Annotated in this window: 26 protein-coding genes; 13 read left to right on the forward strand and 13 right to left on the reverse strand. The window is 66.5% G+C overall.

The window, feature by feature from the left end:
* The first annotated feature begins 144 nt into the window (after window positions 1-144).
* Entirely contained in the window at window positions 145-4,308 is a 4,164-nt protein-coding gene (locus tag BLS11_RS05565) for a PAS domain S-box protein (RefSeq protein ID WP_092534123.1), read from the forward strand.
* 24 nt (window positions 4,309-4,332) lie between these two features.
* Here the strand turns inward: BLS11_RS05565 and BLS11_RS05570 are convergent, their stop codons facing one another.
* Window positions 4,333-5,313 (reverse strand): HhH-GPD family protein, encoded by a 981-nt coding sequence (locus tag BLS11_RS05570; protein ID WP_092534126.1) that lies wholly within the window; start codon window positions 5,311-5,313, stop codon window positions 4,333-4,335.
* A 122-nt stretch (window positions 5,314-5,435) separates the two neighbouring features.
* Here BLS11_RS05570 and BLS11_RS05575 point away from each other — a divergent pair, with 122 nt between their 5' ends.
* Complete coding sequence (locus BLS11_RS05575; protein ID WP_092534129.1) at window positions 5,436-5,759, forward strand: ribbon-helix-helix protein; 324 nt, start codon at window positions 5,436-5,438, stop codon at window positions 5,757-5,759.
* A gap of 75 nt (window positions 5,760-5,834) precedes the next feature.
* Window positions 5,835-6,092 carry a BolA family protein gene (locus BLS11_RS05580; RefSeq protein ID WP_092534132.1) on the forward strand — a complete coding sequence of 86 codons (258 nt, stop codon included), beginning with the start codon at window positions 5,835-5,837 and terminating at the stop codon, window positions 6,090-6,092.
* An 8-nt stretch (window positions 6,093-6,100) separates the two neighbouring features.
* Here BLS11_RS05580 and BLS11_RS05585 read toward each other — a convergent pair whose 3' ends face one another.
* From BLS11_RS05585 to BLS11_RS05600, 4 genes are read right to left on the reverse strand one after another with little or no spacing between them, the layout of a single operon-like run.
* Window positions 6,101-7,246 (reverse strand): ABC transporter ATP-binding protein, encoded by a 1,146-nt coding sequence (locus tag BLS11_RS05585; protein WP_092534135.1) that lies wholly within the window; start codon window positions 7,244-7,246, stop codon window positions 6,101-6,103.
* Window positions 7,246-8,142 carry a carbohydrate ABC transporter permease gene (locus tag BLS11_RS05590; RefSeq protein ID WP_092534138.1) on the reverse strand — a complete coding sequence of 299 codons (897 nt, stop codon included), beginning with the start codon at window positions 8,140-8,142 and terminating at the stop codon, window positions 7,246-7,248. Before BLS11_RS05590 ends, BLS11_RS05585 begins: the two co-directional genes overlap by 1 nt.
* Window positions 8,139-9,155, reverse strand: coding sequence for a carbohydrate ABC transporter permease (locus BLS11_RS05595; RefSeq protein WP_092534141.1), 1,017 nt, complete (start codon window positions 9,153-9,155; stop codon window positions 8,139-8,141). Before BLS11_RS05595 ends, BLS11_RS05590 begins: the two co-directional genes overlap by 4 nt.
* A 15-nt stretch (window positions 9,156-9,170) precedes the next feature.
* Window positions 9,171-10,544, reverse strand: coding sequence for an ABC transporter substrate-binding protein (locus BLS11_RS05600; protein ID WP_092534144.1), 1,374 nt, complete (start codon window positions 10,542-10,544; stop codon window positions 9,171-9,173).
* A gap of 357 nt (window positions 10,545-10,901) precedes the next feature.
* Between BLS11_RS05600 and BLS11_RS05605 the strand changes: the two genes are divergently transcribed.
* The 3 genes from BLS11_RS05605 to gatE all read left to right on the forward strand — a co-directional run bounded on the left by BLS11_RS05605 (window position 10,902) and on the right by gatE (window position 14,718).
* The gene (locus tag BLS11_RS05605; protein ID WP_092534147.1) at window positions 10,902-12,311 is read left to right on the forward strand and encodes a class II fumarate hydratase; all 1,410 of its coding nucleotides are present in this window, start codon (window positions 10,902-10,904) and stop codon (window positions 12,309-12,311) included.
* Between the two features lie 206 nt (window positions 12,312-12,517).
* On the forward strand, window positions 12,518-12,682 hold the full coding sequence (locus BLS11_RS19915) for an HVO_2901 family zinc finger protein (protein ID WP_309473054.1): 165 nt from the start codon (window positions 12,518-12,520) through the stop codon (window positions 12,680-12,682).
* A 167-nt stretch (window positions 12,683-12,849) separates the two neighbouring features.
* Window positions 12,850-14,718: a Glu-tRNA(Gln) amidotransferase subunit GatE gene (gene gatE, locus BLS11_RS05610; RefSeq protein ID WP_092534150.1), complete on the forward strand. Its 1,869-nt coding sequence runs from the start codon at window positions 12,850-12,852 to the stop codon at window positions 14,716-14,718.
* 6 nt (window positions 14,719-14,724) lie between these two features.
* Here the strand turns inward: gatE and BLS11_RS05615 are convergent, their stop codons facing one another.
* Genes BLS11_RS05615 through BLS11_RS05625 form a run of 3 tightly spaced genes read right to left on the reverse strand, consistent with a single transcriptional unit; the run spans window position 14,725 to window position 16,221 of the window.
* Window positions 14,725-14,958, reverse strand: coding sequence for a DUF2249 domain-containing protein (locus BLS11_RS05615; protein ID WP_092534153.1), 234 nt, complete (start codon window positions 14,956-14,958; stop codon window positions 14,725-14,727).
* Between the two features lie 49 nt (window positions 14,959-15,007).
* Window positions 15,008-15,241 (reverse strand): DUF2249 domain-containing protein, encoded by a 234-nt coding sequence (locus BLS11_RS05620; protein ID WP_092534156.1) that lies wholly within the window; start codon window positions 15,239-15,241, stop codon window positions 15,008-15,010.
* 50 nt (window positions 15,242-15,291) lie between these two features.
* Window positions 15,292-16,221: a M48 family metallopeptidase gene (locus tag BLS11_RS05625; protein WP_092534160.1), complete on the reverse strand. Its 930-nt coding sequence runs from the start codon at window positions 16,219-16,221 to the stop codon at window positions 15,292-15,294.
* A gap of 207 nt (window positions 16,222-16,428) precedes the next feature.
* Here BLS11_RS05625 and BLS11_RS05630 point away from each other — a divergent pair, with 207 nt between their 5' ends.
* On the forward strand, window positions 16,429-16,902 hold the full coding sequence (locus BLS11_RS05630; RefSeq protein ID WP_092534163.1) for a MaoC family dehydratase: 474 nt from the start codon (window positions 16,429-16,431) through the stop codon (window positions 16,900-16,902).
* Between the two features lie 35 nt (window positions 16,903-16,937).
* Here the strand turns inward: BLS11_RS05630 and BLS11_RS05635 are convergent, their stop codons facing one another.
* Entirely contained in the window at window positions 16,938-17,765 is an 828-nt protein-coding gene (locus BLS11_RS05635) for an RNA methyltransferase (protein ID WP_092534166.1), read from the reverse strand.
* Window positions 17,766-18,374 (reverse strand): DUF8114 family protein, encoded by a 609-nt coding sequence (locus BLS11_RS05640; protein WP_092534169.1) that lies wholly within the window; start codon window positions 18,372-18,374, stop codon window positions 17,766-17,768. It lies immediately after the preceding gene.
* A gap of 162 nt (window positions 18,375-18,536) precedes the next feature.
* Between BLS11_RS05640 and folP the strand changes: the two genes are divergently transcribed.
* Together folP and BLS11_RS05650 are read left to right on the forward strand one after the other, a co-directional pair.
* Entirely contained in the window at window positions 18,537-19,679 is a 1,143-nt protein-coding gene (gene folP, locus BLS11_RS05645; RefSeq protein WP_092534172.1) for a dihydropteroate synthase, read from the forward strand.
* Between the two features lie 253 nt (window positions 19,680-19,932).
* The gene (locus BLS11_RS05650; protein WP_092534175.1) at window positions 19,933-20,616 is read left to right on the forward strand and encodes a 6-hydroxymethylpterin diphosphokinase MptE-like protein; all 684 of its coding nucleotides are present in this window, start codon (window positions 19,933-19,935) and stop codon (window positions 20,614-20,616) included.
* A gap of 1 nt (window position 20,617) precedes the next feature.
* Here BLS11_RS05650 and BLS11_RS05655 read toward each other — a convergent pair whose 3' ends face one another.
* Window positions 20,618-21,754 (reverse strand): DUF8054 domain-containing protein, encoded by a 1,137-nt coding sequence (locus BLS11_RS05655; RefSeq protein WP_092534178.1) that lies wholly within the window; start codon window positions 21,752-21,754, stop codon window positions 20,618-20,620.
* Between the two features lie 577 nt (window positions 21,755-22,331).
* Between BLS11_RS05655 and BLS11_RS05660 the strand changes: the two genes are divergently transcribed.
* From BLS11_RS05660 to sod, 3 genes are all read left to right on the forward strand, one after another.
* Window positions 22,332-22,967, forward strand: a complete 636-nt coding sequence (locus BLS11_RS05660) for a DJ-1/PfpI family protein (RefSeq protein ID WP_092534181.1) — start codon at window positions 22,332-22,334, stop codon at window positions 22,965-22,967.
* Window positions 22,968-23,058: 91 nt separating this feature from the next.
* Window positions 23,059-23,685 carry a superoxide dismutase gene (locus tag BLS11_RS05665; RefSeq protein WP_092534184.1) on the forward strand — a complete coding sequence of 209 codons (627 nt, stop codon included), beginning with the start codon at window positions 23,059-23,061 and terminating at the stop codon, window positions 23,683-23,685.
* Between the two features lie 243 nt (window positions 23,686-23,928).
* Window positions 23,929-24,528, forward strand: coding sequence for a superoxide dismutase (sod, locus tag BLS11_RS05670; RefSeq protein WP_092534187.1), 600 nt, complete (start codon window positions 23,929-23,931; stop codon window positions 24,526-24,528).
* A 114-nt stretch (window positions 24,529-24,642) separates the two neighbouring features.
* Here the strand turns inward: sod and BLS11_RS05675 are convergent, their stop codons facing one another.
* Complete coding sequence (locus BLS11_RS05675) at window positions 24,643-25,056, reverse strand: DUF7522 family protein (protein ID WP_092534190.1); 414 nt, start codon at window positions 25,054-25,056, stop codon at window positions 24,643-24,645.
* Between the two features lie 90 nt (window positions 25,057-25,146).
* On the opposite strand from BLS11_RS05675, the gene BLS11_RS05680 reads away from it, so the two are divergent.
* Window positions 25,147-25,452, forward strand: a complete 306-nt coding sequence (locus tag BLS11_RS05680; RefSeq protein WP_092534193.1) for a DUF5827 family protein — start codon at window positions 25,147-25,149, stop codon at window positions 25,450-25,452.
* On the opposite strand, the gene BLS11_RS05685 is transcribed toward BLS11_RS05680, so the two are convergent.
* Window positions 25,453-26,031, reverse strand: a complete 579-nt coding sequence (locus tag BLS11_RS05685; RefSeq protein ID WP_092534196.1) for an MBL fold metallo-hydrolase — start codon at window positions 26,029-26,031, stop codon at window positions 25,453-25,455.
* Window positions 26,032-26,060: the final 29 nt, after the last annotated feature.

Genomic DNA, 26,060 nt, shown 5'->3' on the forward strand with positions numbered 1-26,060 from the left:
GTGGGGCGTATCCGCTTCGGCAGAGCGAAGAGGGAGTCGAAACGGACGATACTGTAGTCAGACGGAACTATATCGTTTTCTTACACCACGAACGACGGTGTTAGGACCGTGAATTTATCCTGTTCGGTGCTCTTTACCGCTGGTATGAGCAACCGGGCTGGTGGCACCGGGTCGGCGTTTTGGGGAGACGGAGACGACGGAGGGGCCTGCGAACGCTATCGGACCCTCGTGAACGCGGTGGACGACGGTATCTACCAACTCGACGCCGAGGGGACCGTCGTCGCGGCCAACGACTCTCTCGCGGAGTTGACGGGACGGACGCGCGAGGAACTACTCGGCGAACGCGCCTCCGTCGTCTTCGGCGACGGTGGCGGGTCGGCCGTCGAACGCGAACTCGACCGCCTCCGGACGACCCCCGGCGAGCGAAGCGCCCGTCTCGAACTCACAGCCCGGACCGCGGAGGGCGAACGAGTTCCCTGCGACGTGCGGATGAGCGCGCTCGAATCCGACGGTACCGTGGAAGGCGCCGTCGGCATCGTCCGGGAACGGGCCGGCCGCGAGGGACGCGAGACCGACGAGGGAGGGATAGACCGAAAGCGCATGGTCGAAGCGCTCGAAGCCGCACGCGAAGGTATCAGCCTGCTCGACGCCGACGGCGAGTTCGTCTACGTGAACGACGCCTACGCCGAGACGTTCGGATACGACCCCGAGGAGATGGTCGGCGAACACTGGGACGAACTCGGCATCGAGGCCGACCCCGAGCGGTTCTACGGCCGGATTCTGCCGACTATCTCGGAGGAGGGCCAGTGGACGGGGACGACGACCTGCGTCCGGAGCGACGGGAGTACGTTCCGCAGTCAGCATTCGCTCGTCTCCACCGGGGAGGGCGAACTCATCTGCCTCGTCCGGGATATCACCGAACGGAGAGAGCGCGAGCGTCGACTCCGGCGGTCGGAGCGTCGGTACCGAACGCTCGCCGAGCACTTCCCGAACGGGTTCGTGACGCTGTTCGACGACGACTTGGAGTACACGCTGGCGGCGGGCCGGGGGTTCGAGCGGATTCCCCTCGAACCCGAAGCGGTCGAGGGCAGCCGGGTCGGCGAAGTCTGGGAGGGGGCCGCCGCCGACGCGCTCGAACCCCTGTTCCGCGGGGCGCTCGACGGCGAGGAGGGGACGGTCGAGGTGAGTTACGCGGACCGCGAGTGGGTGGTCCACGCCGTCCCGGTCACCGGCGAACGCGGCGACGTCTTCGCGGGCATGACGATGGCCCAAGACATCACCGAACGCAAGGAACGCGAACGCGAACTCGACGAGACGGTCCGCGAGTTACGCGAGAGCGAGACGCGGTTGCAGATAGCCCTCGAAGCCGGGGAGATGGGGATGTGGGAGCTCGACCTTCGGACCGGCGAGTCGCCCGTCCGGTCGCCGCAGCACGACCGTCTCTTCGGCTACGAGGAACCGATCGACGACTGGGGGTTCGAGCGGTTCCTCGACCACGTCCACCCGGACGACCGAGAGCGGGTGGCCCGGACCTTCGAGGAGGCCCACGAGACGGGCGAGTGGCGGTTCGAGTGCCGAATCGTCCGGACCGACGGCGAGCGACGGTGGATATCGGCGGACGGGGAGTTCTACGACGACGACGGCGGCGAACCCGTCCGCGCCGTGGGAACCGTTCGGGACGTCACGGAGCAGAAGGAACGCGAGCGGTATCTGCGCGACGCGAAGTCGCAACTGGAAGCCGCGGCCGAGGCCGGTGCGGTCGGAACGTGGGAGTGGTACATCCCCGACGACGAGTTCGTCACGAACGCCTCGCTCGCGCGGACGTTCGGCGTCGACCCCGAGGCGGCGCGCGAGGGCGTCTCGCTCGACCGCCTCCTCTCGTCTATCCACGAGGCCGACCGTGAGCGCGTCGAACGGGAGATAGCGGAGGCGATCGAGTCCTGCGGCGAGTACGAGTCGGAGTACCGCGTCCGCAACGCCGACGGCGAGATTCGGTGGGTCGTCGCCCGCGGTCACGTCGAGTGCGACGAGGACGGATTCCCGGCGGTGTTCCCCGGTGCGCTCACCGACATCACCGAGCGCAAGGAGGCCGAACGCAGAATCGAGGAGTCCGAACGGCGCTACCGGGCGCTCGTGGAGAACTTCCCGAACGGCGCGGTGGGACTGTTCGACGAGGAGTTCCGGTACACCGCCGTCGGCGGACAGCTCTTGGACGAGGTCGGAGTTCCGAAGTCGGACCGAATCGGACGTAGCGTCTACGAGATATATCCGGACGAACTCCTCGAGGACATCAAGCCGTACTTCCGGGCCGCGCTCGACGGCGAGACGAACTCGTTCGAGGTCCAGTTCCACGACCGCCAGCTCTTCGCGTACACCCTGCCCGTCAGGAACGCCGACGACGAGGTGAACGCGGGGATGCTCGTCGTCCAAGACGTCACCGAACGCCGGGAGGCCGAACGGGAACTCCGCGAGAGCGAAGCGAAGTTCCGGATGCTCGCCGAGAACCTCGACGAAATCGTCTGGATGGCGACCGAGGACGGCGAGGAGTTCGTCTACATCAACCCCGCGTTCGAGGAGGTGTGGGGGATCGACAGGGAGACCCTGTACGACGAGCCGCTCTCCTTCCTCGACGCCGTCCACCCCGACGACCGCAGCCGCGTCCGAGAGGGGTTCACCGCGCTCCCCGAGACGGATTACGACGAGGAGTTCCGGGTCGTCCGGCCCGACGGCGAGGTCAGGTGGGTCCACGCGCGGGGAGCCCGCGTGTACGACGAGAGCGGGGAGATGTCCCGCATCGTGGGCATCGGCGAGGACGTCACTGAGCGAGTCGAGCGCGAACGCGAACTCGAACGGAGCGAGCGTCGCTACCGGACGGTCGTCGAGAACTTCCCGAACGGTGCCGTGGGCCTCGTCGACGAGGAGATGCGGTACGTGACCATCGGCGGGAACCCGCTCACCGAGTCCGACCTGACGGCCGACGACCTCGAAGGGCGGCCGGTGCGGGAGGTGCTGTCGCCGGTGTTGGCCGACCACCTCGCGCCGCGGTACCAGGCTGCGCTCGACGGCGAGGCGAACACGTTCGAGTACGCGCACGAGGACGGGAGGTACACCGAGTTCCGCACGTTCCCCGTCCGAGACGACGACGGTACCGTCTTCGGCGCGATGGGGATGTCGCAGGACATCACCGAACGGGTCGAACGCGAGGCCGAACTCGAACGGGCGCTCGACTTGCTCGGGCGGACCGAACAGATAGCGGACGTGGGCGGGTGGGAGATAGACCCCGAGACGAGGGACGTGTTCTGGACCGACCACATCTTCTCCCTCCTGGAGGTGGACGCCGACGAGGAACCGCCGCTCGAGGAGGCCCTCGACATGTACCACGAGGAGGACCGGCCGATAGTCGAGGACGCCGTCGAGGAGGCGTTAGCCTCCGGCGAGCCGTTCGACGCCGAGGTTCGACTCCGAACGGCGGCCAGCGGCGAGGTGCGCTGGCTCCGGCTTCAGGGCGTTCCGCAGACGGTGGACGGCGACGTGGTCTCCCTCCGCGGGGCGGCCCAAGACGTCACCGATCGCAAACAGCGCGAACGGCGACTCGAAGAGCTGATAGAGCGGTTGGAGGAGTCCAACGAGCGGTTAGAGCAGTTCGCCTACGCCGCCTCCCACGACCTGCAGGAACCCCTGCGGATGGTGTCGAGCTACCTCCGACTCGTGGAGCGACGGTACGCCGACGAACTCGACGAGGACGGCCGGGAGTTCGTCGAGTTCGCCGTCGACGGGGCCGACCGGATGCGCGAGATGATAGAGGGGTTGCTCCAGTACTCCCGGGTCGACTCCCGCGGAAACCCCCTCGAACCGGTCGAGTTGGACGCCGTTCTCGCGGACGTTCGCGACGACCTACAGGTTCGGATCGAGGAGACCGACGCCGAGATTACCGCCGAGTCGCTCCCCCGCGTCGAGGGCGACGGCGGGCAGTTGCGCCAAGTGTTTCAGAACCTGCTCGACAACGCTCTCGAGTACAGCGGCGACGAACCGCCGCGGGTGCACGTCTCGGCCGAACGGGACGGCCAGCGGTGGGAAATCTCGGTCGCTGACGAGGGAATCGGCATCGACCCGGAGGACGCCGACCGCGTCTTCGAGGTGTTCGAGAGCCTCCACGCCCCCGACGAACACTCGGGGACGGGAATCGGCCTCGCCCTCTCGGAGCGGATACTCGAACGACACGGCGGCGACATCCGGGTCGAGTCCGAACCGGGCGAGGGAGCGACGTTCACGTTCACGCTCCCCGCCGACGGCGAGGACGGGAAGTGACTCGAACGCCGCCGTCTCCGTCTCTCACCGGCGGAGTTTAGCGAACGTCTCGCCGTCGCGGTCCTCGATTTCGACCAGTCCGTCGTCGTCTAGATCCGCCACCAGTTCGCGAAGCCACTCTCGGCCGTACTCCCCGCCGTAATCGACCCGAATCCGCGGCCCCAGTTCGTCCAACGGCAGTTCGTCGTACTCGCCGAGGGTTCGGACGACGCGCCCCCGGAACTGCCGCCGGCTCCCCTCGAAACTCGGCTGTTCGGGCACGTCCGGCGCGGTGAAGTCGCCCGTCTCGTAGGCGTGACACCACCGACGCCACGGACACCCCGACTCGTCGCACGTCGGCGTCTTCCCGCAGGCGACGCCGCCGAGTTCCATGACGGCGTTGTTCCACACGCGGGACTCGCCCTCGGGCATGAGGAACGACGCGACTCGTTCGAAGGCGGCGTCGTCATCGGGGGCGTCGAAGGCGCGGTGGAGGACGCGCTTTACGTTCGTGTCCACCACCGCGTCGCCGTTGTTGAACGCGAACGAGGCGACGGCGTTTGCGGTGTATGGGCCGACGCCCATCAGTTCCGACAGTTCCTCGGGCGTCTCGGGGAACTCGCCGCCGTAATCGTCGCGGACCTGTCGGGCCGCCTCGTGGAGGTACTTCGCGCGGTTGTTGTATCCGAGCGAGTGGTCCGTCCAGAAGGAGACCACCTCGCTTCTGTCGGCGGCCGCCAACTCCGAGACGGTCGGCCACCGATCGAGGAAGTCCTCCCACGCGGAGACGACGCGGCCTAGTTGCGTCTGTTGGCTCATCACCTCGGAGACGAGAATCTCGTAGGGGTCCTCGGTCCGCCGCCACGGGAACTTGCGGTGGTCCGCCTCGTACCACTCGACGAGTGCCTCGCGGACGGCATCCACGTCTTCGGGGAGGGCGGGGGCGTCGCCGTCTTCGAGAGCGTCGGAGGCGTCGCCGGACGTAGTCCGGCGGCCCGACGAACGGCGTTCGTCGTCGTCGGTCATCGTCGGTTCGTGGGCGCGAGGCGGTTTATCCCCCTCGGTTCGACCGGACGCGCGGCGCGCGAACCGCCGAGGCCGGGCGCGAGGCGAAAACGGTATCCGCCGACCGGCCCTCGGGCCGCGACATGGGACTCGACGAACTCACCGCCGACGTGGAAACCGCGTTCAAGGAGATAGACGACGAGGAAGCCGTCGGACTCGACCGGGAGACGCGACACGAGTTGGCGATGCTCGCGGCCGTCTTCGACACCGACGGCACCGACGAACTCGTCCGCCGGGCGGTCCACCTGCTGTTTCAGACCACCGTGGACCGCGGAAACCTAGATTTCCACCTCCGACAGGGGTACGACGTGACGTACGACGAGTACCTCTCGGGGATGACGTACGACGAGATGACCGGCCAGAACCAGTACCCGCAACGCGACGACGAACGCCGCTACCAGATGTAGACGGGCGGGCGTTCCGTCGCCGCCGTCGTCGTCGACTCCGGAGGGTTTTATCCGAGAGCGACGTACGGTACGGACATGGACACCGCGGACGTCGAACGTCTCATCGAGGAAGGTATCGAGGACGCGGAGGCGACGGTGACGTTGCCCCGCGCGCCCGACGAGGAACACGAGGACGCTCACTTCGCCGCCGTCGTCGTCTCGCCGGCGTTCGAGGGTAAGAGCCTCGTGCAACAGCACCAGATGGTGTACGACGCCGTCGGCGACGCGATGACGACGGACATCCACGCCTTAGAGATGAAGACGTTCACGCCCGAAGAGTACGAGGGGGCGTAAACGCTAGTTCAGAGTCGCGGTTCGGTCTCTTCGAGTTCGTCGAGCGACCGGTTCTTCAGCGCGTGGCCGCTGTCCGTATCGAAGAGGTGAATCGCCGACTCGGGGAAACGCGCGACGGCGGGCTGGCCGCCCTCCATCGAACGCATCCCGGTTATCGTCGCGACGAAGTCGGCGTCGCCGCCGGACTCGAACGAGAGGTAGACGTTGTTCTCGTTGCCCATCGGTTCGACCACGTCGACGACCGTCTCGAAGTCGTGGTCGCCCGAAGCCGACCCCGAATCGAGGAGTTCGATGTCCTCGGGTCGGACGCCGAGGGTGACGTGCGTCGAGTCGCCGACGGCCTCCCGCGTCTCCTGCGAGAGCGGGTAGTCGAAGTTCTCCGCGACGAGTCTGTCGCCCTGCAGTTCCGTCTCGAAGAAGTTCATCGACGGTTCGCCGATGAAGCCCGCGACGAACAGGTTCGCGGGTTGGTGGTACGCCTCCAACGGCGTCGCCACCTGCTGGAGGACGCCGTCGTTGAGGATGGCGATGCGGTCGCCCATCGTCATCGCCTCCGTCTGGTCGTGCGTGACGTAGACGGTGGTGACGTCCAAATCCTCCTGCAGACGCTGCAGTTCCGTCCGCATCTGCGAGCGGAGCTTCGCGTCTAAGTTCGAGAGCGGTTCGTCCATCAGGAACACCTTCGGGTCGCGGACGATGGCGCGCCCGAGGGCGACACGCTGCTGTTGCCCGCCGGAGAGTTCGCCGGGCTTCCGGTCCAAGAGCGGCGAGATACCGAGCATCTCGCCCGTCTCCGTGACGAGCGACTCGATTTCGTCGTCCGACTTCTCCGTGGACTCTTCGAGCCCGAAGGACATGTTCTGCCGGACGGTCATGTGCGGGTACAGCGCGTACGACTGGAACACCATCGCGATGTCCCGTTCCCGCGGCGGCCGTCCGTTGATGACTTGGCCGTCGAGACGAATCTCGCCGCGCGACACCGTTTCCAACCCCGCAATCATGCGGAGGGTAGTCGACTTACCACACCCCGAGGGGCCGACGAGGACGAGGAACTCACCGTCCGCGATGTCGACGGAGACTTCGTCGACCGCGACGATGTCCTCCCCGCCGTCGTCGAACACCTTCGTTACGTTGTCTAGTACGAGTTCTGACATTATGTGTTACCTGCGACTCCTTCTGCGAACTGTTCACCGAACAGGACGTACACCAGAAGCGTCGGAAGCGCCGCGACGAACGCGGCGGCCATCTGGATGTTGTACTGCTGGACCATCGACCCCTGCAGTTTGTTCAGGGCGATGGTCGCGACTTCGTTGCTCGGCGACGATACGAGGACGAGTGCGAACAGGAAGTCGTTCCACACCTGCGTGAACTGGTAGATGAGCACCACCGCGAACATCGGCTTCGACAGCGGGAAGATGATGCGACGGTAGATGCTCGTGAACGTCGCGCCGTCTATCCGGGCCGCCTCCAGCATCGAGTTGTCGAAGCCGGAGTAGTACGACCGGAACAGGATGGTACAGATGGGAATCCCGTAGGCGGTGTGAGTGACGACGAGTTGGATGAGTCCGACGCGCGTGCTGAGGAACGGGACGCCGGCGAGGATGTCCCTGAGACCGACGATGCTCCAGAACCGGGTCAGCGGAACGAGCACGGACTGGTAGGGGACGAACATCCCCGCGACGAACAGCATCAGCACGCCGGCCTGTCCGCGCCAGTTGAGGTTCGTGAGGCCGTACGCCGCGACGGACCCGATGAACCCCGAAAGCACCGTCGCCGGAACGGCGACGAACATGCTGTTGTACATCGCGCCGGAGAAGTTCGTCAGCGGTCCCTGCATGCGCGCCCACGCCTCGAACCACGGGTCGAGGGTGAAGCCCTCCCCGAGGGGCGGGACGAACGGCGTCGTCGAGAAGAACGCGTCCTGCGTCTTGATGGCGGTCATGAGACCGCTCTCCAAGGGCGCGAGGTAGAACGCCGCCATCGCGAGGAGGACGGTGTACAGCGCCGCCCTCGACGCGGCGACGGACCGAACGCTGTCGCGGACGCTCATAGGTCACCCCGCTTGTACTGCACGTACAGGTACGGTCCGATGACGACCAGCGCCAATCCGAACAGGACCGTGGCTATCGCCGCACCGTACGCCCAGTTTGAGTTGCTGAATGCTTGTCTGAACATCATCGTCGCGAGAATGTCGGCCGCCGGGCCGGGCGTGTCGCCGAACATGACGTACAGGAAGTCGAACGCCTTGAGCGCGAACACCATCAGCACGACGGCGGCGCTCATCGTCGAGGCCCGCAGTTGCGGGATGATGACGCGCCAGTACATCCGCACGGTCGAGGCGCCGTCGATGCGGGCCGCCTCGAACTGGTCGTTCGGGATGGCGCGCAGACCGGCGAGGTAGACGACCATGCAGTAGCCACTGAACTGCCACATCAGCGCGAAGATGACCGCCGCCAGTTTGGTCTGCGGGTTGCTTATCCACGCCGTCGTGACGAAGTCGAGTCCGATTCCTCGGAGGACGACGTTGACGAGGCCTATCTCCGGGTTGTACATCCACGCCCAGAAGATGGCCGTCACGACGAACGAGAGGCTCATCGGCAGGAGATAGATGGTCCGGAGCGTGTTCTCGAACCGTATCCCCCGGTCGATGAGGATGGCGATGAGGAGGCCGGCGACGAGTGAGACGACCGTAAACACCACGAGCAACACGACGGTGTTGCGCGCGGCCGCCATGAACGACGGGTCCGCGAGCATCCGCGTGTACATCGAAAAGTCGAGGGAACCGTAGTCGGGCGTCCCGAAGCCCTCCCACTCCGTGAGGGAGATGATGGCGTTCCAGCCGATGGCTCCGTAGACGAACAGTCCCATCAGAAGCGCGGGCGGTAGCCAAAACGGAAGCGACCGGACGAACTCGCTGTCGCGCCACGACCGGTCGGACTGTGTGGTAGTCGCGCCCGTCGCGGGTGATTCGGTCACGGTTCCGCCGTCGGTTCGCACGCCGTTCTCGTCACTGTCGTCCCCCCACCGGTCGCTCACGAGCCTTTTAAATAGTGAGTTGGACATTGCGTGACCCGTCCTCTATTCGGAGAACGCGTTCACGAGGCCGTTGTACGCGGAGTCGACGTTCCACTGCCCGTTGAAGCTGGCGAACACCTCGTCGATGTTGCCGTGGACTTCGGGCGTGACGGCCGTCCCGTGAGCGATGGTCGGCGGTTGCGATTCGGAGTTCTTGAACGCTTCAATCTGCGACTGCAGGAACGGACCGAACGGGTCCGTCGGCACGTCGGTTCGCGGCGGGATGGACCCCTTGATGGGGTTGAAGCGCTTCTGGGCGTCCACGGTGCCGCAGTACTGGAGGAACTTCTTCGTCGTCTCCGGCGACGGGTTGTTCTTCGGGAAGACGAACGAGTCCGTGACGACGGAGTACATCCCCTCGGTTCCGGGGAACGGCACCATGCTCCAGTCGGAGTCGTACTCGAAGCCGTCGGCGGACTGGTACTGTCCCGCGGCCCAGTCGCCCTGGTGGATGAACGCGGCGTTGCCGTTGACGACCTTGCCGTTCGCCTGGTCCCACGCGATGGACCCGGCGTCCTCGTTGAAGTACTGGCTGTAGTCCTTCAGCGTCTGCAGGGACTCCCTGACGGCGTCCTCCTGTTTGGAGACGTTCCCCTCGGTGAACGACGTGTAGGCGTCGAGTCCGTTGTAGCCGAGGAAGATGTTCTCCCACAGCTGGACCGACGACCACGGGGACTGCGTCTGGTGGGCCAGAGGCACGGCGTCCGTGTTCTCGGAGACCTTCTTGAGGGCGTCCGTGAACGCTCCGGGGTCGGAGATGCTCGAGGGGTCCACGCCCGCCTCTTCGAGGACGGAGACGTTGTAGAACAGGTTGTTGAGCCGGTGGATGTTGATGGGAACCGCGACGAAGTTACCGCCGGGCTTCGAGAGGTCCTGTACGCCCTGCCGGTAGGCGTTGCGCATGTCGTCGTTCCACACCGAATCGCTGATGTCGCGGAGCACGTCGCCGTCGACGTACTCGGTCAGCGCCTTGCCGGGCCAAATCTGGAAGGTGCTCGGAGGGTTCTGGTTGAGGACGCGGTTCTTGATGACCGTGTCCAGCGCGGAGCCCGCACCGCCGGGCGCGGGGTTGTTGTTGACCTGCGCGTCGGGGTGCTTCTCTTTGAATCCTTCGAGGAGGGCGTTGAGAGCGTCCTGCTCGCCGCCCGCCGTCCACCAGTGGACGATTTCGAGGGCGTTGCCGCTGCCGCCCTGCGTGTTCTCGCCTTCGGTCGTCTGTTCGCCGCCGCCCTGCGTGTTCTCGCCCTCGGTCGGGCTGGAGCCTTCGTTACCGCCGCCCGCACAGCCTGCGACGATTCCTGTGGCACCCGCGATACCGCTCAGCTTGATGTACGTCCGACGGGAGACGCCGTCGTCCGCATCGTGATTGTCCTTCATAATCGTTCCTCTGTAGGAGTTTCACTCTACCATTCCACACGATTAACTTAAAGATTTCTACTAGTTTACTTATTTGTGAGTCAGTTTTTAGTTCCGGCTCCGAGAAGGGAATATTGTGGGTATAGAGACGGTTTTACGGCGTATTTAGGGTCGTCCGCCCAGCGAGCGCACGGCCGAGTAACGATTCGTCCCATTATAAATCCTCGTACAGTTTTTGCACCCGCGCGTCGAATCCGTGAGGGGACCGTTCACCGCCTCTCTGTGCCTTCGTCGCCGGGCCGACTCGGGCGGGGGTCGTACCCTGACGATAGATTCGTATCAATGGGTTTTACGCGCCCGCCCGTCGTGCCCCCGGACATGAGCGACGACGACTATCGCATCGAACGGGACAGTCTCGGCGAGATGGAAGTGCCGGCGGACGCGTACTGGGGCGCACAGACCCAGCGTGCGGTGGAGAACTTCCCCATCTCCGGAATCACGTTCGGGCGGCGGTTCGTCCGCGCACTCGGCGTGGTGAAGAAGGCCGCCGCGCAGGCGAACCGCGACTTGGGCCTCGTCGAGGACGACGTGGCCGACGCCATCGTGGAGGCGGCCGACGAGGTCATCGCCGGGGAACACGACGAGGAGTTCCCGGTGGACGTGTTCCAGACGGGGTCCGGCACCTCCTCGAACATGAACGCGAACGAGGTCATCGCCAACCGCGCCGCCGAACTCATGGGCGAGGGCATCGGCGACCGGGTGGTCCACCCGAACGACCACGTCAACTACGGGCAGTCCTCCAACGACGTGATTCCGACGGCGATGCACGTCGCCGCCCTCGAAGCGGTCGAAAAGGACCTCGTGCCCGCCTTGGAGACGCTTCGGAACGCGTTAGAAGAGAAGGAAGACGAGTTCGACGGCGTCGTCAAGACGGGTCGGACCCACCTGCAGGACGCCACGCCAGTCCGCCTCGGGCAGGAGTTCGGCGGCTACCGCACGCAGGTCGAGAAGGGTATCGAACGCGCCGAGAACGTCCAACCGCACCTCTCGGAACTCGCACTCGGCGGCACCGCCGTCGGGACGGGCCTCAACACCCACCCCGAGTTCCCCGCGAAGGCCGCCGAGTACATGTCCGAGGAGACGGGCGTGGAGTTCTGCGAAGCCGACGACCACTTCGAGGCGCAGGCGGCCCACGACGCGATGAGCGAGGCCCACGGCGCGCTTCGGACCGTCGCGGGTTCGCTGAACAAGATCGCGAACGACCTGCGACTCCTCGCTTCGGGCCCCCGTAACGGCCTCGGCGAGATAGAACAGCCCGAGAACCAGCCCGGGTCGTCCATCATGCCCGGCAAGATAAACCCCGTCGTCGCCGAGGCGGTCAATCAGGTCCACAAGCAGGTCGTCGGTAACGACGCCGCCGTCTCCGCCGGGGCCGCCGAGGGGCAGATAGACCTCAACCTCTACAAGCCCGTCCTCGCGCACAACTTCCTGCAGTCGGCGGAACTGCTCTCGAACTCCGCGGAGGTGTTCGCAGAGCGGTTCGTCGCGAAGTTAGAGGCCAACGAGGAGCACTGCGAGACGCAGGTCGAACAGAGCATGGCGCTGGCGACGGCGCTCAACCCCGCCATCGGCTACGACAAGGCGTCGAAAGTCGCGAAGAAGGCGCTCGCGGAGGACAAGACGGTCAAGGAAGTCGCCGTGGACGAGGGCTACCTCACCGAGGCGGAGGCCGACGAGGTGCTCGACCCCGAGAAGATGACCCACCGCGGCATCCTCGGCGACGACTGAACGACGATCCGAACCTCGCCGACCCCTCGCGTCCGCCGGTTGTCGTCCGTCTGCCGTCGGAGAATCGCCCGCCGGGGGGACGACGACCCCCGTTTTTCGAACCGGCCTGAGAGTTCGTCGGCGAGCGAATGTCCGGGAGAGAGAATCAGTCACACATCCGGCGAAGAACCGATATTTTCAAGATACAATCACTCAAAATTGGAATCATGCCGAGCCTTCAGTACCGGCGGGAAAGCGGCCGAGACATGCTCGAATGTCGAAGCTGCGGAGCCACGTTCCCGGAGGGGCGAGCGACGAACGACGGATGGCACTTCGAGTGTCCCGAGTGCGACGAAGGCCGAGGAATCGGTCAAGGGCTGCGTCGCGTCTGAATCGTCGGCCGACGACCCGGAATCGAACGACACGGCTCGCACGAGTTCGCCCCCCACGGTGCGACGGTCCGACGGAACTCCCGTCGGGTCCTTCCCGCCGGCCCTCCCGCGCGGCCCGCGTCGCGGACTGAATCCTTTTTTACTCCCCGCACTCGCAGTTGGCACCAATGAGCGAGTACGACTACGAGAGTTTGGGGCTCGTCGCGGGGTTGGAGATACACCAGCAACTCGACACCGAGACGAAGCTGTTCTGTGAGTGCCCGACGGAGATTCGAGAGCCCTCGGAGTCCGAGCATCGGTTCACCCGCTTTCTGCACCCGACGAAGAGCGAACTGGGCGAACTCGACGAGGCCGCCCTCGAAGAGAGCCGCGTCGAACGCGAGTTCGAGTACCTCGCGTACGACACGACCTGTCTGGTCGAGGAGGACGAGGAACCGCCGCACCGCCTCGACGAGGAGGCGCGCGAGGTGGTCCTCCAGATTGCTTCGCTTCTGGACATGGAGACCGTAGACCAAGCCCACGTCATGCGGAAACTCGTCATCGACGGGTCGAACACCTCGGGCTTCCAGCGCACGTCGCTCGTCGCGCAGGACGGCGAAATCTCCACGAGCGACGGTCCCGTCGGCGTCGAGGACCTGATGCTCGAAGAGGAGTCGGCCCAACGCGTCGAGGAGACCGAGGAGGGCGTCGTCTACTCGCTCGACCGCCTCGGCATCCCCCTCGTCGAAATCGGCACCCGACCCGACATCTCCTCGCCAGAACAGGCCCGCGAGGCCGCAGAAACCATCGGCATGCTCCTCCGTTCGACCGGGACGGTCAAGCGCGGACTCGGCACCATCCGGCAGGACGTGAACGTCTCCATCGAAGACGGCGCACGCGTCGAAATCAAGGGCGTGCAGGCGCTGGATCAGATAGACGAAATCGTCCGCCTCGAAGTCGGCCGGCAGGTCGAACTGCTCGACATCCGCGACGAACTCGACTCGCGTGACGCCTCGGTCGGCGAGACGACGGACGTGACCGACGTGTTCGAGGACACCGAAAGCGGCGTCGTCGGCGGCGCGGTGAACTCCGGCGGGAAGGTGACGGCCGTCCCCCTCTACGGCTTCGACGGACTCGTCGGCCGGGAGATTCAGCCCGACCGTCGCCTCGGCACGGAGTTTTCCGACCACGCGAAGCGTCACGGCGCGGGCGGCATCTTCCACACGGACGAACTCCCCGCCTACGGCGTCACCGAGGCGGAAGTCGCGGACCTGAAAGAGGCCGTCGGCGCGGGCGACGACGACGCCGTCGCCATCGTCGCCGCCGACGCCGAGACGGCCGAACTCGCCATCGAGGCCGTCGCCGAACGCGCGGAGACGGCCCTCGACGGCGTCCCCGAGGAGACGCGCGGCGCGAACGAGGACGGCACGACGCGCTACCTCCGTCCCCTGCCGGGCGCGGCGCGGATGTACCCCGAGACGGACGTGCCGCCGGTCGAACTCGACGAGAGCGAGGTGGAGACGCCCGAACTGCTCACCGAGAAGGTCGAACGCTACCAATCCGAGTTCGGCCTCGGCCCGGGACTGGCCGAACAGGTCGCCTACGGCCGGCGGATGCCGCTGTTCGAGCAGGCGGTTTCGGAGGGCATCGACGCCACGTTCGCGGCCGGGTTGTTGGAGTCCACGATGACGGAGTTGCGGCGCGACGACGTGCCCGTCGAAAACGTCACCGAGGACCACCTGCTCGACGTGATGCGCCTCGTAGAGGACGACGAACTCGCCAAGGAGGGCGTCAACGACGTCCTCGAAACGGTCGCCGAGGACCCGACGCTCACCGCCGAGGAGGCAATCGAGGAGGCCGGACTCTCTGGCGTCTCCGAGGAGGAGGTCCGCGAGGCCGTCTCCGGCGTCGTCGAACGGAACGAGGGGCAGGTGAAAGAAGAGGGGATGGGCGCGTTCTCCGCCCTCATGGGCGAAGCGATGGGCGCGCTTCGCGGGCGCGCGGACGGCGAAATCGTCAGCGACGTGCTCCGCGAGGAGATTCAAAAGCGCGCCTGACCCGCGCTACTTCTTCGGAATCGTCGCCACGAACTCGTCGGGGCCGACTCGGTCCACCTCGTACGCCTCGGCGTCGAACGCCTCCACCTCGGCGTCCATCTGGTAGTACAGCGGTTTCGGGTCGTGGTCGTTGACGATGGTGAGACGCTCGCCGCTGTCGAGGCCCTCGAACGCCTCGAAGATTTTCGGGTGCCGCTCCGGCGGGGGAACGTCGCGTAAGTCGAGTTTTCGGTCCGACATGCGGTCGGAGATTCCGCGCCGGGCGGGGAGTCGATTACCCCGAATATGTTCAGGCGGGCGTGATTTCCACGTGCCACTCGTCGGGTGCGACTTCGGTCGTCTCGTAGTGGAAGCCGCGGCGTTCGAGGACGGCGTACAGCGGTTCCGGCTCGAAACTGTTCACCAACAGGAGCGTCTCCCGTTCGCCGAGTTCGTCGAGGGCGTCGGTGACGTGAGAGAACGGTTCGCCGTCTATCTCTCTGACGTCGAGGGTTCGAGCGGTGGCGTCGGTTGCGTCGGACATGGCCGAACGTCGGACGAGGACGGTATTGGGTGTTCTCCCGATAGTGTTCGCTACCGCACATCCACCCCGACGCGGCCGGAGTCGGCGCGCGAGCGCAACCGTTCGACGCGTTCCTCGGTCCGGGGGTGCGTCGAGAACAGGTCGCGCAATCTGTGTTCCTCCTCGGACTCGACGTCGCCGTACACCCACAGGGGAGAGAGGAGGCCGAACTGCGGTTCGGCGGTGTGCTCTATCTTCCGGAGGGCGCGGGCCAACGCCAACGGTCGCCCCGTCACCTCGGCAGCCCTGTCGTCGGCGGCGAACTCGCGGCGACGCGAGTGCGCACGCGTGAAAAGCGTGATACCGAGCATGAGGACGGAGACGGCCTCCTCGATTCGCCTCCTGAGGCGACCCGGAAGCGTCCGCGGCCACGACGAGGGGTCGCCGCGAACCCACGCCGCCGCGAGGGCGAGTCCCGTCACGAGGAAGACGGGCGGGGCGACGAGGAGCGAGAGGATTCCAACGGCCGTCTGGAGCGTCGTGAACGCGAGCGTCTGCACGAGACTGTCTCTGCTCTCTAAGTGTGCGAGTTCGTGCGCCAACAGTCCCTCGAACTCCTCGCGGTCCAACAGTCGGAACAGGGCGGCGTCGAGGACGACGGTGTCGCGCCCCGCGGTGTCGAGTGCGAACGCGTTGGGGACGGAGAGCCGCGTCACCAGAAGCCGGGGCGTATCGACGGACATCTCCGCCGTCAAGCGGTCCAAGATGCCGTAGACGCCCGGATACCGCACCCTCGGGAGTTCGCGCGCGTCGAGGCGCGAGAGGAGGCGGCGCGTTCCGAACCGGAGACTCGCGTACCCGAAGAGGACGGCCGTCGCGCCGACGACGAGTCCGGTCGTCACCGGGTCGGGGCGCAACCGCCAGACGGTGACGATGAGGACGTAACTCCCGTACGAGAGGAGCGAGTAGAACGCCAGAATCGACACGCCCACCAACAGCATCAAGGGGCGGAGTCGCCGGGGCGGACGCCTGCTCATACTCGCTCGGTAGGGTCGGGACGTGCAAAACGGTTACCGAGAGGCGCTTCTGGCGGGGATTCCGTCCGTCGCACCGTCGGCGGTGCGGACTTCTGCCCTCGGTGGGGCGGACATCCGGCGTCGCCGTTCGTCACCCGCACGTACTTGCCGGCGGCGGACGACGCGTCTCGCATGACGACGTTCTTCGAGGACCTCTCCGTCGGCGACGAAGAGGAGTTCGGCGAGTACGAGGCGACGGAGGAGGAGATTCTGGAGTTCGCGGAGAAGTACGACCCGCAGTGGTTCCACACCGACCCCGAACGGGCCGAAGCGGAGTCGATGTACGGCGGCCTCATCGCCAGCGGGTGGCACACCGCCGCGATGACGATGCGGATGCTCGTCGAGGAGTTCCTCTCGGAGTCGGCGTCGCTCGGCGCGAAGGGCGTCGACGAACTCCGCTGGCGGCGACCCGTCGAACCGGGCGACACGCTCTCGGTCCGGACGGAGGTGCTCGAAAAAGTCGAGGAGACGCCGAGTCGCGGACTCGTTCGCGTGCGGATCACGACCCTGAACGGGGACGGCGAGGAGGCGTGCTCGATGGTGGCGCTGACGATGTTCGCCCGGCGCGACGGCGGGAACGGCGACCGGAGCGACGGCGAGAACTGAGTCGGCGACGGTGCGGCGAATCGAGGACGCCGCGGTCAGTCGTCGTCCGGTCGCGGTTCGGCGTTCGTCCCGGCGTCCGGCGTCGCGTCGGCGGCGTCCGAATCGGCGGCGTCCGAGTCGTCCGGGTAGGCGCGTTCGCCGAGGTATCGGTTCGCCCGGCGGAAGATGCCGATGAGGGTGTGTACCTCCCGTTCGGTCGGGTGGGCGCGGCCGAGCAGTCGGCGCATCATCCGCATCGTCTTCGGGCGCTTGTGGTCGCGGTGTTCCACGGAGTCGAGGAACTCCGAGAAGAAGTCGTAGAAGCGGTCGATGTCCGCCTCGTCGGCGCGTTCGCGTTCCACGTCGGGCAGTTGCGTCTCCTCGACGGTGAGGCTCCGCAGTTCGTACATGAGTACGGTCGCGGCCTGCCCGAGGTTCAGGACGGGGTACTCCGAACTCGCGGGGATGGAACACACCTCGTCCAGTTGCGCCAGTTCCTCGTTGTTGAGGCCCTTCCCCTCGCGTCCGAAGACGAGCGCGGTCTTCGTCTCGACGGTTTCGAGGCTCTCGCGCACCTCGACGGGCGTCTTGTACGGGAAGCGGACGTGCCGGCGACTGTCCTCGTTCGTTATCGCCGTCGTCCCGACGGTGTGGTAGTTCTCGACGACTTCCTCGAAGGTGACCTCTTCTGCGTTCGGGAGGACGTCCTCGCGGGCGTGGCCGGCGAAGCCGTACGCCTCGCTGTCGCGGTCCATCTCCGGCGGGTCCACGAGTTTCAGGTCCGTGAGCCCGAAGTTCTTCATCGCGCGGGCGATGGTCCCGATGTTGCCGGGCGTCTTCGGTTCGACGACGACGACGACGGGTTTCCGTTGTCTCGGCGGCATCTACTTCGTGGGGTACTCTCGGTCGAAGTCGATGTCCACGTCGTCCATCGCCTCGGCGGAGTCGTCTTCGTCGTCGGCCTCCGCGCCGGGTTCGTCGTAGGTGACGGTTCCCGACTCGAAGTCGATGCGCTTTCGCTTCCCGCCGTAGTTCTCGTTGAGTCGGCGGTTCAACTCGTCGGGGTCCGGCGGCGACGGGAGTTCGCTCGGGTCCGTCTCGACGTGTTCGAGTCCGCCGTACCCCTCCGGGGCGCGGCCGCCGTCGGCGAACCACTCGTGGAACTCGTCGCGGAACTCCTCTTCTCCGCGAAACTCGCGGCCCCCCGCCTCGCGGTACCAGTAGAGGAAGTCCGCCTCGTGGTCCGCACAGAGGAGCACTTCCTCCATCGGTTCGCCGTAGACGATAGCCGCCTGATTACACCGGCGTTTCTCCGCCTCGCCGTGGACGAGATAGCAGGCGTCGCACGGTTTCCCCACGAGATAGCTGAGGCGGATGAGTCGCCGCCGCGCGTCCTCCGGCACCTCGTCGAGCGGTTTGAACTCCTCGCTCTCGGTGAACACCTCGGACTCCTCGAAGCGCCACCCGCGGAGTCCGATACTGACCTTCGCCATTGGCCGACCGTAACCGACGGACGGATAAAAAGAGCGTGACTTCCCCGCCTCGGGCCGCATCAGAGACCGCTTCCGCGGGGCGTTCGCGGGTCCGCGACTCGGCGGCCTCGCGGAGCGACCGGGACCGTGCGGACTATGTAACCGCCGTCCTTCCGCCCCGATATGCAGAACGTCGACGCGGCCGGACTCGGCATCGGCGACGACTACCCGCCCCGAATCATGGGCGTCCTGAACGTCTCCGAGGAGTCGCCGTACGACCCGAGCGTGTTCAACGACGCCGGCGACGCCGCCGAGTACGTCGACGCCGAACTCATCGACGAGGGCGCAGACATCGTCGACGTGGGCTTGGAGTCGGCGAACAAGCGGTTCGAGGTGCTGTCGGCCGAGGAGGAACTCGACCGACTCGACACGGCCCTCGACGTCGTAGAGAGCGTCTCCGGCGACGCCGTCTTCTCCATCGAGACGCGCTACCACGAAGTCGCCGAGGAGGCCCTCTCGCGTGGGTTCGACATGGTGAACGACATCTGCGGGTTCGCCGACCCGGAGATGCCGCGCGTCTGCGAGGAGTTCGACGCCGCGGTGGCGAAGATGGCGAGTCCGCCGGACTTAGAGCGACCGGGGGCCGTCGAGGACGTAGACGACATCTACGAGGCGTTGCAGATGAACGGCCTCACGGACAAGACCATCGTCGACCCCGCCTTCGGCGGGTGGTCCGAGGCGAAGACGCTCGAAGACGACCGGGAGACGTTCCGCCGCCTCCGGGAGTTCCGCGGCCTCGACCGGCCGATTCTCGTCTCCATCAACCGGAAGAACTTCCTCCGGGAGTTCGCCGGGCGTTCGACCGAGGAGGCGTTGCCGGTGTCGCTCGCGGCCACGTCGATGGCCGTCGAACGCGGCGCGCACGTGATTCGGACCCACGACGTTCGGGAGACGCGCGACGCCGCCCTCATCGGCGAGGCGTTCGCCCGCGACAGGGTGCGCACCGGCGGCGGCGTCTCCGTGGAGGAACTCGACGCGACGACGCCCCGAGAGGTCGAACGCCACCTCGAACGCCTCGGCGTCGAGGACGACGTGACGGGCGACGCCGTCGTCAGGGTCTTCGAACTCGACGGCCTCTCCGCCGCCGACGAACGGACCGTGGCCGCGGCGGCGTCGGACGGCGGCGCGACGTTCGTTCGCGGGAGCGACGGCGGCGCACTCCTGTTCGGGACGCCGGACGCCCTGCGGGCGACGCGCGCGGCGGCGGACTCGCCCTCGGACGCGGCGGCGGCCGCACTCGACGCCGTCGTCTCGGAGACGAGGTGACCGAACGATGCGGACGACGCCGGGGCGCGAACGACACCGGCCGGGGGCCGCCGGGGCGTGTCAGACGCGTGTCAGGGGTTACCGCGGATAACCCCCGCCAAACGGGCGTTCGTCCCGGATACGAGGACTCAGTTAAGAGAAAACTTATGTCGGACGGACCTAAAACGCACCACTGGACGCCGGAAGGGCATACGGGTAGGGGTACTTGGTGCCATTCCGGCCCACACCGTATTATCTTGGGAGAGCAGTAGCCGTGCGGTTCGAAGACTGGGAACCGGTGTACGAGTCGATCCTCGCGGCGTTCGGCTACCCCCGGAGCGGCGACGAACGCGCCAGAGACGTCCTCGCGGAGTACGCGACGCCGTTCGACGTCGAGCGACTCGACTGTACCGGCCGGACCGTCGCCGTCGTCGGCGCGGCCCCGTCCCTCTCCGAGGAAGTCGAACGCGTCGGCGACGCCGACCGGGTGTTCGCCGCCTCCACCGCCGCGGACGCGGTTCGAGACGCCGGGTTCGACGTGGACCTGATGGTGACGGACTTGGACAAAAATCCCGAGACGGCGCGTGAACTGACGCGCGAGGGGACGCCCGTCGCGGCCCACGCCCACGGCGACAACGTGCCCGCGGTGCGCGAGTGGGTCCCGCGGTTCGAGTCCGAACACGTCCTCGCGACGACGCAGGCGGCACCCGTCGATGCGGTCTACAACTTCGGCGGATTCACCGACGGCGACCGCGCGGCGTTCGCCGCCGACGCCTTCGGCGCGGACGAACTCCGGTTCGTCGGGTGGGAGTTCGACGACGCCGCCGTCTCGGAGTCGAAGGCGCAGAAGTTGCGGTGGGCGGAGCGTCTGCTCCACCTGTTGGAGCGTCTCCGGGGAGAACGGTTCGGGGTTCTCGACGGACGGCGCGACGCCATCGACCCCCTCCCGCGACCGTAACCTACAGTTCGATATCCGCGTCGGCGTGTCGGCTCTGCGGGTCGACGCGTCCGTCGGCTATCTCTGCCGCGAACACGTCCGCGCCGCAGGCCTGACACGTCGAGGCGAGGACGATGGCGTCGCCGAGGGAACCTCGGCGGCCCGACGGACGACGCCCGTCGGCGTCGCCGGAACGCGAAGCGTTCCGGTTGGCAGACGAGATGCGTCGCGTCTCGTCCACGTCGCCGGTTCGCGCGGGTCGGCGGTCGATTCTGAGCGACCCGTCGCAGACGGGACACCAGTCGAGACAGAGTCTGAGCGCCGCGAGGACGCGCGTCCGCATCGACGGAGAGAGCGACCACCACTTCGGAAACGCGGACCGGAACTCCGCGACGGCGGTCACGTCTGCGACGAACGCCGCCCGCGAGGGCCAGTTTCCGGCGCGTTCGCCGCGGACGAAGGCGACGAGCGCCGATTCGGCGGGGTCCCACTCAAGTTCCACGTCCTCCTCGGGGACTTGAAGCAGGGACGCCAGCGCCGCGGTGTCGCCTTCCCGCCCGTCCATCTCGACGATTCGACGCCGCCACGCCGACTCGAAGTCCCGCGCGAGACGGGGCAGGGAGTCGGTGTCCTCCGACGACGTTCGGTCGGCCGCGGCGGCCTCGGCTGTGTCGCGAGACTGCACCCCGCGGTCCGAAGAGAGTCGCTCCGCGATGTCGCCCGCCGCCGACAGGGGGGCCGACGAGCCTCGTTCGCTCGCGTCGTCCGCGAGCAGTCCCGCCTCGTGTAGGAGTCGTTCGGCCGAGGTGTCGCTCCCCTCCGACTCGGAAGGGGAGGTCGGCTCGCCTGCCGTCCGGCCGCCGACCCGTCGCCGGAACGTCGCCGAGAACGCCCGGAGCGTCCCGTTCCGGAACTCCGATGCGCCGGGGGCCGCGTACACCGCCGCGAGCGTCGCCGCGATGACGAACGCGAGGACGACGCCCGCGAGAGGCCACCGCGCGACGAGTCCCACGGTGACGCCCGCGACGACGGCGAGCGTCGCCGTCGCGAGTACGATGACGCGCGGATCTTTGCGACGCCTCATCGCCGTCGCTGTCGACCGAATCGACCCGAACAGAGACGCGATGCGCCGCGCCACGTCGTCGATAGTTCTGTCCACTACGTCTCCCCCAGAAGCGTTTCCCGCCGATAGGTATGGACCGCATACCCACGATTCCCGACATGTCGTCGGATTTTTGTCCGCCCCTATCGGTTCTTAACGGCGACCGAACCGAGAGACCGGCCGCTAATCTCTCGCTAGCGGGGCCGTAAAGCTCACGAAACTTGACAGGCCCGCGATACGAACGACGGCGTCGCGGAGACGGCCGCCGGACGGTAAGGATATCCGAACTGTTTCAGGCGACGAGGCAGGTTCACCGGCGCCGCCGCGACCTGCGGGCGGTCGTTCCGCGACGCCGTCGTCCACGAACAGGGTTCGATAACGACGAACGCGGGGGGAGCGGTACGACCCGAACGCGGAGTACATCAACGAGTACGTGCCGGAACTGCGCGGCGTCACGCCGAGGAGATTCACCGGTGACCCGGACTGTCGCAGACGCGGCGCGAGGAGTTAGCCGAGTCGTACCCCGGCCCACCGCGGACCACGCGGAAGCCGCGAGGAGGGAATTGCGACGTTCGAGGCGGCCCGCGGCGACGGGTAGGCGAACGAATTTACCGCTGCGCGGCCACTACCTATCGTGTACAACGTTAGCATCCTGCTCTACGACGGGTTCGACGAACTGGACGCCATAGGGCCGTACGAGGTGTTTCGGACGGCAGCCGGGTTCGGCGCGGACTGCGACGTACGACTCGTCACCCTCGACGAACGGGAGACGGTCACCGCGAATCACGGGATGGAGGTGGTCGTCGGCGGCCAACTGGACCCCGAATCCTCGGTGTCGACCGACCTCATCCTCGTCCCCGGGGGCGGGTGGAGCGACGCCACGAAACCCGGCGCGGGGATGGAGGCGAAGAAGGGCGATATCCCCGGCGCACTCGCGGCGTTCTCGGAGTTCGGGATGACCGTCGCGGGCGTCTGCACCGGCGGGATGCTTCTGGCCCGCGCGGGCCTCCTCGAGGACCGGCCGGCGGTGACGCACCACTCCGCGCTCTCTGACCTCGAAGACGCCGGGGCGAAGGTGCGCGACGCCCGGTTCGTCGACGACGGCGACGTTCTCACCGCCGGGGGCGTCACCTCGGGCATCGACTTGGCGCTTCACGTCGTCGAACGGGAGTTCGGAAGCGACATCGCCGCCGAGGTGGCCCGGGAGATAGAGTACGACCGCCGCAAGTCGTCGTCGGACGCGGTCGAAGTCGATCGAAGCGACGACTGAGACGACTGTTCCCCGACGGTGAAAGTGGCCCGAAAGTATAATTTGGTTAACATTTAACCGGGTGTCCGTCGTGGGTTCGTTCGAAGTACCCATGGCCACCTACGAACTTCCGGAGCTTCCGTACGACTACGACGCGCTCGAACCGGTCATCGACGAGCGAATCATGGAGCTGCACCACGACAAGCACCACCAAGGATACGTGGACGGTGCGAACTCGGCGCTGGAGCAGCTCGAACAGATGCGCGAAAGCGGCGACATGGGCAACATCAAGGCGGTAAAGCGGAATCTCGCGTTCAACCTCTCGGGGCACGTGAACCACACCGTCTTCTGGGAGAACATGAGTCCCGACGGCGGCGGCGAACCCGGCGGCGAACTCGCCGACGCGTTCGACGAGCAGTTCGGCGGGTTCGAGCAGTTCAAATCCGACTTCGCGGCCGCCTCGAAGGGCGTCGAAGGGTCCGGATGGGGACAGCTCGTCTACGACCACGCCGCCGACAGACTCATCGTCACCGCCGTCGAGAACCACCAGAACCAGCAGGCGTCCGGTTCGACGCCGATTCTCGTCCTCGACGTCTGGGAGCACGCGTACTACCTCCAGTACGAGAACAACCGCGGCGAGTACGTCGATAGCTTCTGGGACGTCGTCAACTGGGACGACGTAGCTCAGCGGTACGAACAAGCCCAGAACGCCGACGTCGTCGGCCAGCACACCCACTAACACCTCCGCGCTCCGCTTTTTTGCGACCGGTTGCGGCTGAATGGGTCACCCCGAAGTGTGGCGTTTGTGACATTACACCGCGACCGCTAAGTGTAGCCCGACGGACGGATTCCCGAACCGCCTTCCAGCCTGTACCGTGGCGCGGCGATCACCGGCGGTTCGGACCATATTACGCCATACGTTACCATACGACTTCTCAAACTTTATCAGAATTGTCAACGTACAATAGGGCGAGGTATTACTATGAGCTACGAACTCGACCCCCTTCCGTACGATTACGACGCGCTGGAACCGCACATCTCCGAGCAGGTGCTGACGTGGCACCACGACACCCACCACCAGGGCTACGTCAACGGCTGGAACTCCGCCGAGGAGACGCTCGAAGCCAACCGCGAGGACGGCGATTTCTCCTCCTCGCCCGGCGCGATTCGGAACGTCACCCACAACGGGTCGGGGCACATCCTCCACGACCTGTTCTGGAACTCGATGTCGCCGGAGGGCGGCGACGAACCCTCGGGCGAACTCCGCGACCGAATCGAGGAGGACTTCGGCTCCTACGACGCCTGGAAGGGTGAGTTCGAGGCCGCCGCGGGCAACGCCGGCGGCTGGGCGCTCTTAGTCTACGACTCGTTCTCGAACCAACTGCGCAACGTCGTCGTCGACAAGCACGACCAGGGCGCGCTCTGGGGCACCCACCCCATCCTCGCGCTCGACGTGTGGGAACACTCCTACTACCACGACTACGGCCCGGCCCGCGGCGACTTCGTCTCGAACTTCTTCGAGGTCGTCGACTGGGAGGAGCCGTCCGCGCGCTACGAGCAGGCCGTCGAACTCTTCGAGTAGACGACTTCGTACACCCCGATTTTTTCTTCGCGACTCGCCCGGAAGCGTCGGCTCCGTCGTCCGAGAGCGGTTCGAGAAGACGAAGGCGGAGGCGGAAGCGCGAGGACGGGAGCGTCAGTCCTCCGAGGGCGCGAACGCGCCGGCGTCGAACTCCCGGGCGACCGACTGTATCGACTCGTGCAGGGCGGCGTAGTCGTAACAGTCGTCGGCCGGGTCGAAACTGGCGAACACGCCCACGGGTTCGTCGCCGAGGAACGTCCGGAACTGCTCGAACGCCGAGAGGCCGCGGACCGTGTAGCCGTAGTCGGCGTAGTAGAGGGACTCGTACGTCTGGCGGGTGACGAACCCGTAGCGTTCGTTGTCCACGAAGCGGGCGACGTCGAGGCCGTCCGATTCGAGCCGTTCGGCCACGTCCGGGCGGACGTACAGTTCGTCGAAGTCGCGTTCGTCGAACGCCCACACGTCCCTGAGGGCGTCACCGGCGAACTGCTCGAACACCGAGACGAGGCGCTCTTTCGGACGGGTCATGGCAACAGGACTCTATCGACTCCTGTTAACGGTTGTGATTCTCCGGGGTGGAGCGGCGGGATTTTCCGCGCGGGCGGAGAAAGAGCGGTCATGCCCAGACCGAAAGACGACTTCGAGACGCTCTACCCGTACCGCCTCTACGAACCCCGCGAAATCCTCGAAGAGGAGATGATGTACACGGTGTCCGAGATTGCGCGCCTGCTTCAGGGCCTTCCCGCGGACGCGGAGTTAGACGCCGACACGGAGGAACGGGTCGTCGCGTGGACGATTCCGTGGCTGATGAAGCACGCGGACGAACTCGTCATCAACGACCCCGTCGGCGACGAACCCGGTTACTTCGGCGTCGTCTCCGAGGACCGCGAACCCGACGAGATTCCCGAGGGCGCAGACGAGTAGTCACCCCATCCGCGCCGCGCGGCCGGCGAACTCGATGTCCTCGGCGGGGCGGTCCTCGACGCTCGGGCCGTGGCCGGTGTGCATCGCCCCGAGGTCGGACCCGACCGTCTCGCGGACGCGGTCGATGCTCTCTATCAGCGTCGGGCGGTGTCCCTCCGCTAAATCGGTCCGGCCGAAGCTTCCGTTCGCGAATATCAGGTCGCCCGCGAACAGCGTCCCCGCCTCGCGGGAGTAAAAGCAGAGGTGGTCGTCCTTGTGACCCGGCGTGTGCATCGCGAGGTAGTCGTCGTCGCCGATTTCGACCGTCTCGCCGTCCTCGATTTCGTTATCGACGAGGGGGTTGTCCGCGTCGAACCCCCACGTCTCGACGCCGAACGCGTCGCGGACGGCATCGACGTTGCCGACGTGGTCGTCGTGCGTGTGGGTGAGGTAGATTCGGTCGAGTTCGTCCGCGTGCTCTCGAATCGCGGCGACGACGTCGAAGTTCGCGCCGGTATCGACGAGAGCGGTCGTCTCGCCGGTGACGAGGAAGGCGTTGCTGGTGAAGGCGTCGACGCCGCGGGCGAGGTTGGTTATCACGGGCGGAGGTAGGCGGGAACGGGCCTTTC

This window comes from Halopelagius longus, assembly GCF_900100875.1.
Lineage (GTDB): Archaea > Halobacteriota > Halobacteria > Halobacteriales > Haloferacaceae > Halopelagius > Halopelagius longus.

Coding starts and splice junctions, on each gene's coding strand:
- BLS11_RS05565 (WP_092534123.1), top strand. CDS start 145: ATGAGCAACCGGGCTGGTGGCACCGGGTCGGCGTTTTGGGGAGACGGA.
- BLS11_RS05570 (WP_092534126.1), bottom strand. CDS start 5,313: ATGACCGACGACGACGAACGCCGTTCGTCGGGCCGCCGGACTACGTCC.
- BLS11_RS05575 (WP_092534129.1), top strand. CDS start 5,436: ATGGGACTCGACGAACTCACCGCCGACGTGGAAACCGCGTTCAAGGAG.
- BLS11_RS05580 (WP_092534132.1), top strand. CDS start 5,835: ATGGACACCGCGGACGTCGAACGTCTCATCGAGGAAGGTATCGAGGAC.
- BLS11_RS05585 (WP_092534135.1), bottom strand. CDS start 7,246: ATGTCAGAACTCGTACTAGACAACGTAACGAAGGTGTTCGACGACGGC.
- BLS11_RS05590 (WP_092534138.1), bottom strand. CDS start 8,142: ATGAGCGTCCGCGACAGCGTTCGGTCCGTCGCCGCGTCGAGGGCGGCG.
- BLS11_RS05595 (WP_092534141.1), bottom strand. CDS start 9,155: ATGTCCAACTCACTATTTAAAAGGCTCGTGAGCGACCGGTGGGGGGAC.
- BLS11_RS05600 (WP_092534144.1), bottom strand. CDS start 10,544: ATGAAGGACAATCACGATGCGGACGACGGCGTCTCCCGTCGGACGTAC.
- BLS11_RS05605 (WP_092534147.1), top strand. CDS start 10,902: ATGAGCGACGACGACTATCGCATCGAACGGGACAGTCTCGGCGAGATG.
- BLS11_RS19915 (WP_309473054.1), top strand. CDS start 12,518: ATGCCGAGCCTTCAGTACCGGCGGGAAAGCGGCCGAGACATGCTCGAA.
- gatE (WP_092534150.1), top strand. CDS start 12,850: ATGAGCGAGTACGACTACGAGAGTTTGGGGCTCGTCGCGGGGTTGGAG.
- BLS11_RS05615 (WP_092534153.1), bottom strand. CDS start 14,958: ATGTCGGACCGAAAACTCGACTTACGCGACGTTCCCCCGCCGGAGCGG.
- BLS11_RS05620 (WP_092534156.1), bottom strand. CDS start 15,241: ATGTCCGACGCAACCGACGCCACCGCTCGAACCCTCGACGTCAGAGAG.
- BLS11_RS05625 (WP_092534160.1), bottom strand. CDS start 16,221: ATGCTGTTGGTGGGCGTGTCGATTCTGGCGTTCTACTCGCTCCTCTCG.
- BLS11_RS05630 (WP_092534163.1), top strand. CDS start 16,429: ATGACGACGTTCTTCGAGGACCTCTCCGTCGGCGACGAAGAGGAGTTC.
- BLS11_RS05635 (WP_092534166.1), bottom strand. CDS start 17,765: ATGCCGCCGAGACAACGGAAACCCGTCGTCGTCGTCGTCGAACCGAAG.
- BLS11_RS05640 (WP_092534169.1), bottom strand. CDS start 18,374: ATGGCGAAGGTCAGTATCGGACTCCGCGGGTGGCGCTTCGAGGAGTCC.
- folP (WP_092534172.1), top strand. CDS start 18,537: ATGCAGAACGTCGACGCGGCCGGACTCGGCATCGGCGACGACTACCCG.
- BLS11_RS05665 (WP_092534184.1), top strand. CDS start 23,059: ATGGCCACCTACGAACTTCCGGAGCTTCCGTACGACTACGACGCGCTC.
- sod (WP_092534187.1), top strand. CDS start 23,929: ATGAGCTACGAACTCGACCCCCTTCCGTACGATTACGACGCGCTGGAA.
- BLS11_RS05675 (WP_092534190.1), bottom strand. CDS start 25,056: ATGACCCGTCCGAAAGAGCGCCTCGTCTCGGTGTTCGAGCAGTTCGCC.
- BLS11_RS05680 (WP_092534193.1), top strand. CDS start 25,147: ATGCCCAGACCGAAAGACGACTTCGAGACGCTCTACCCGTACCGCCTC.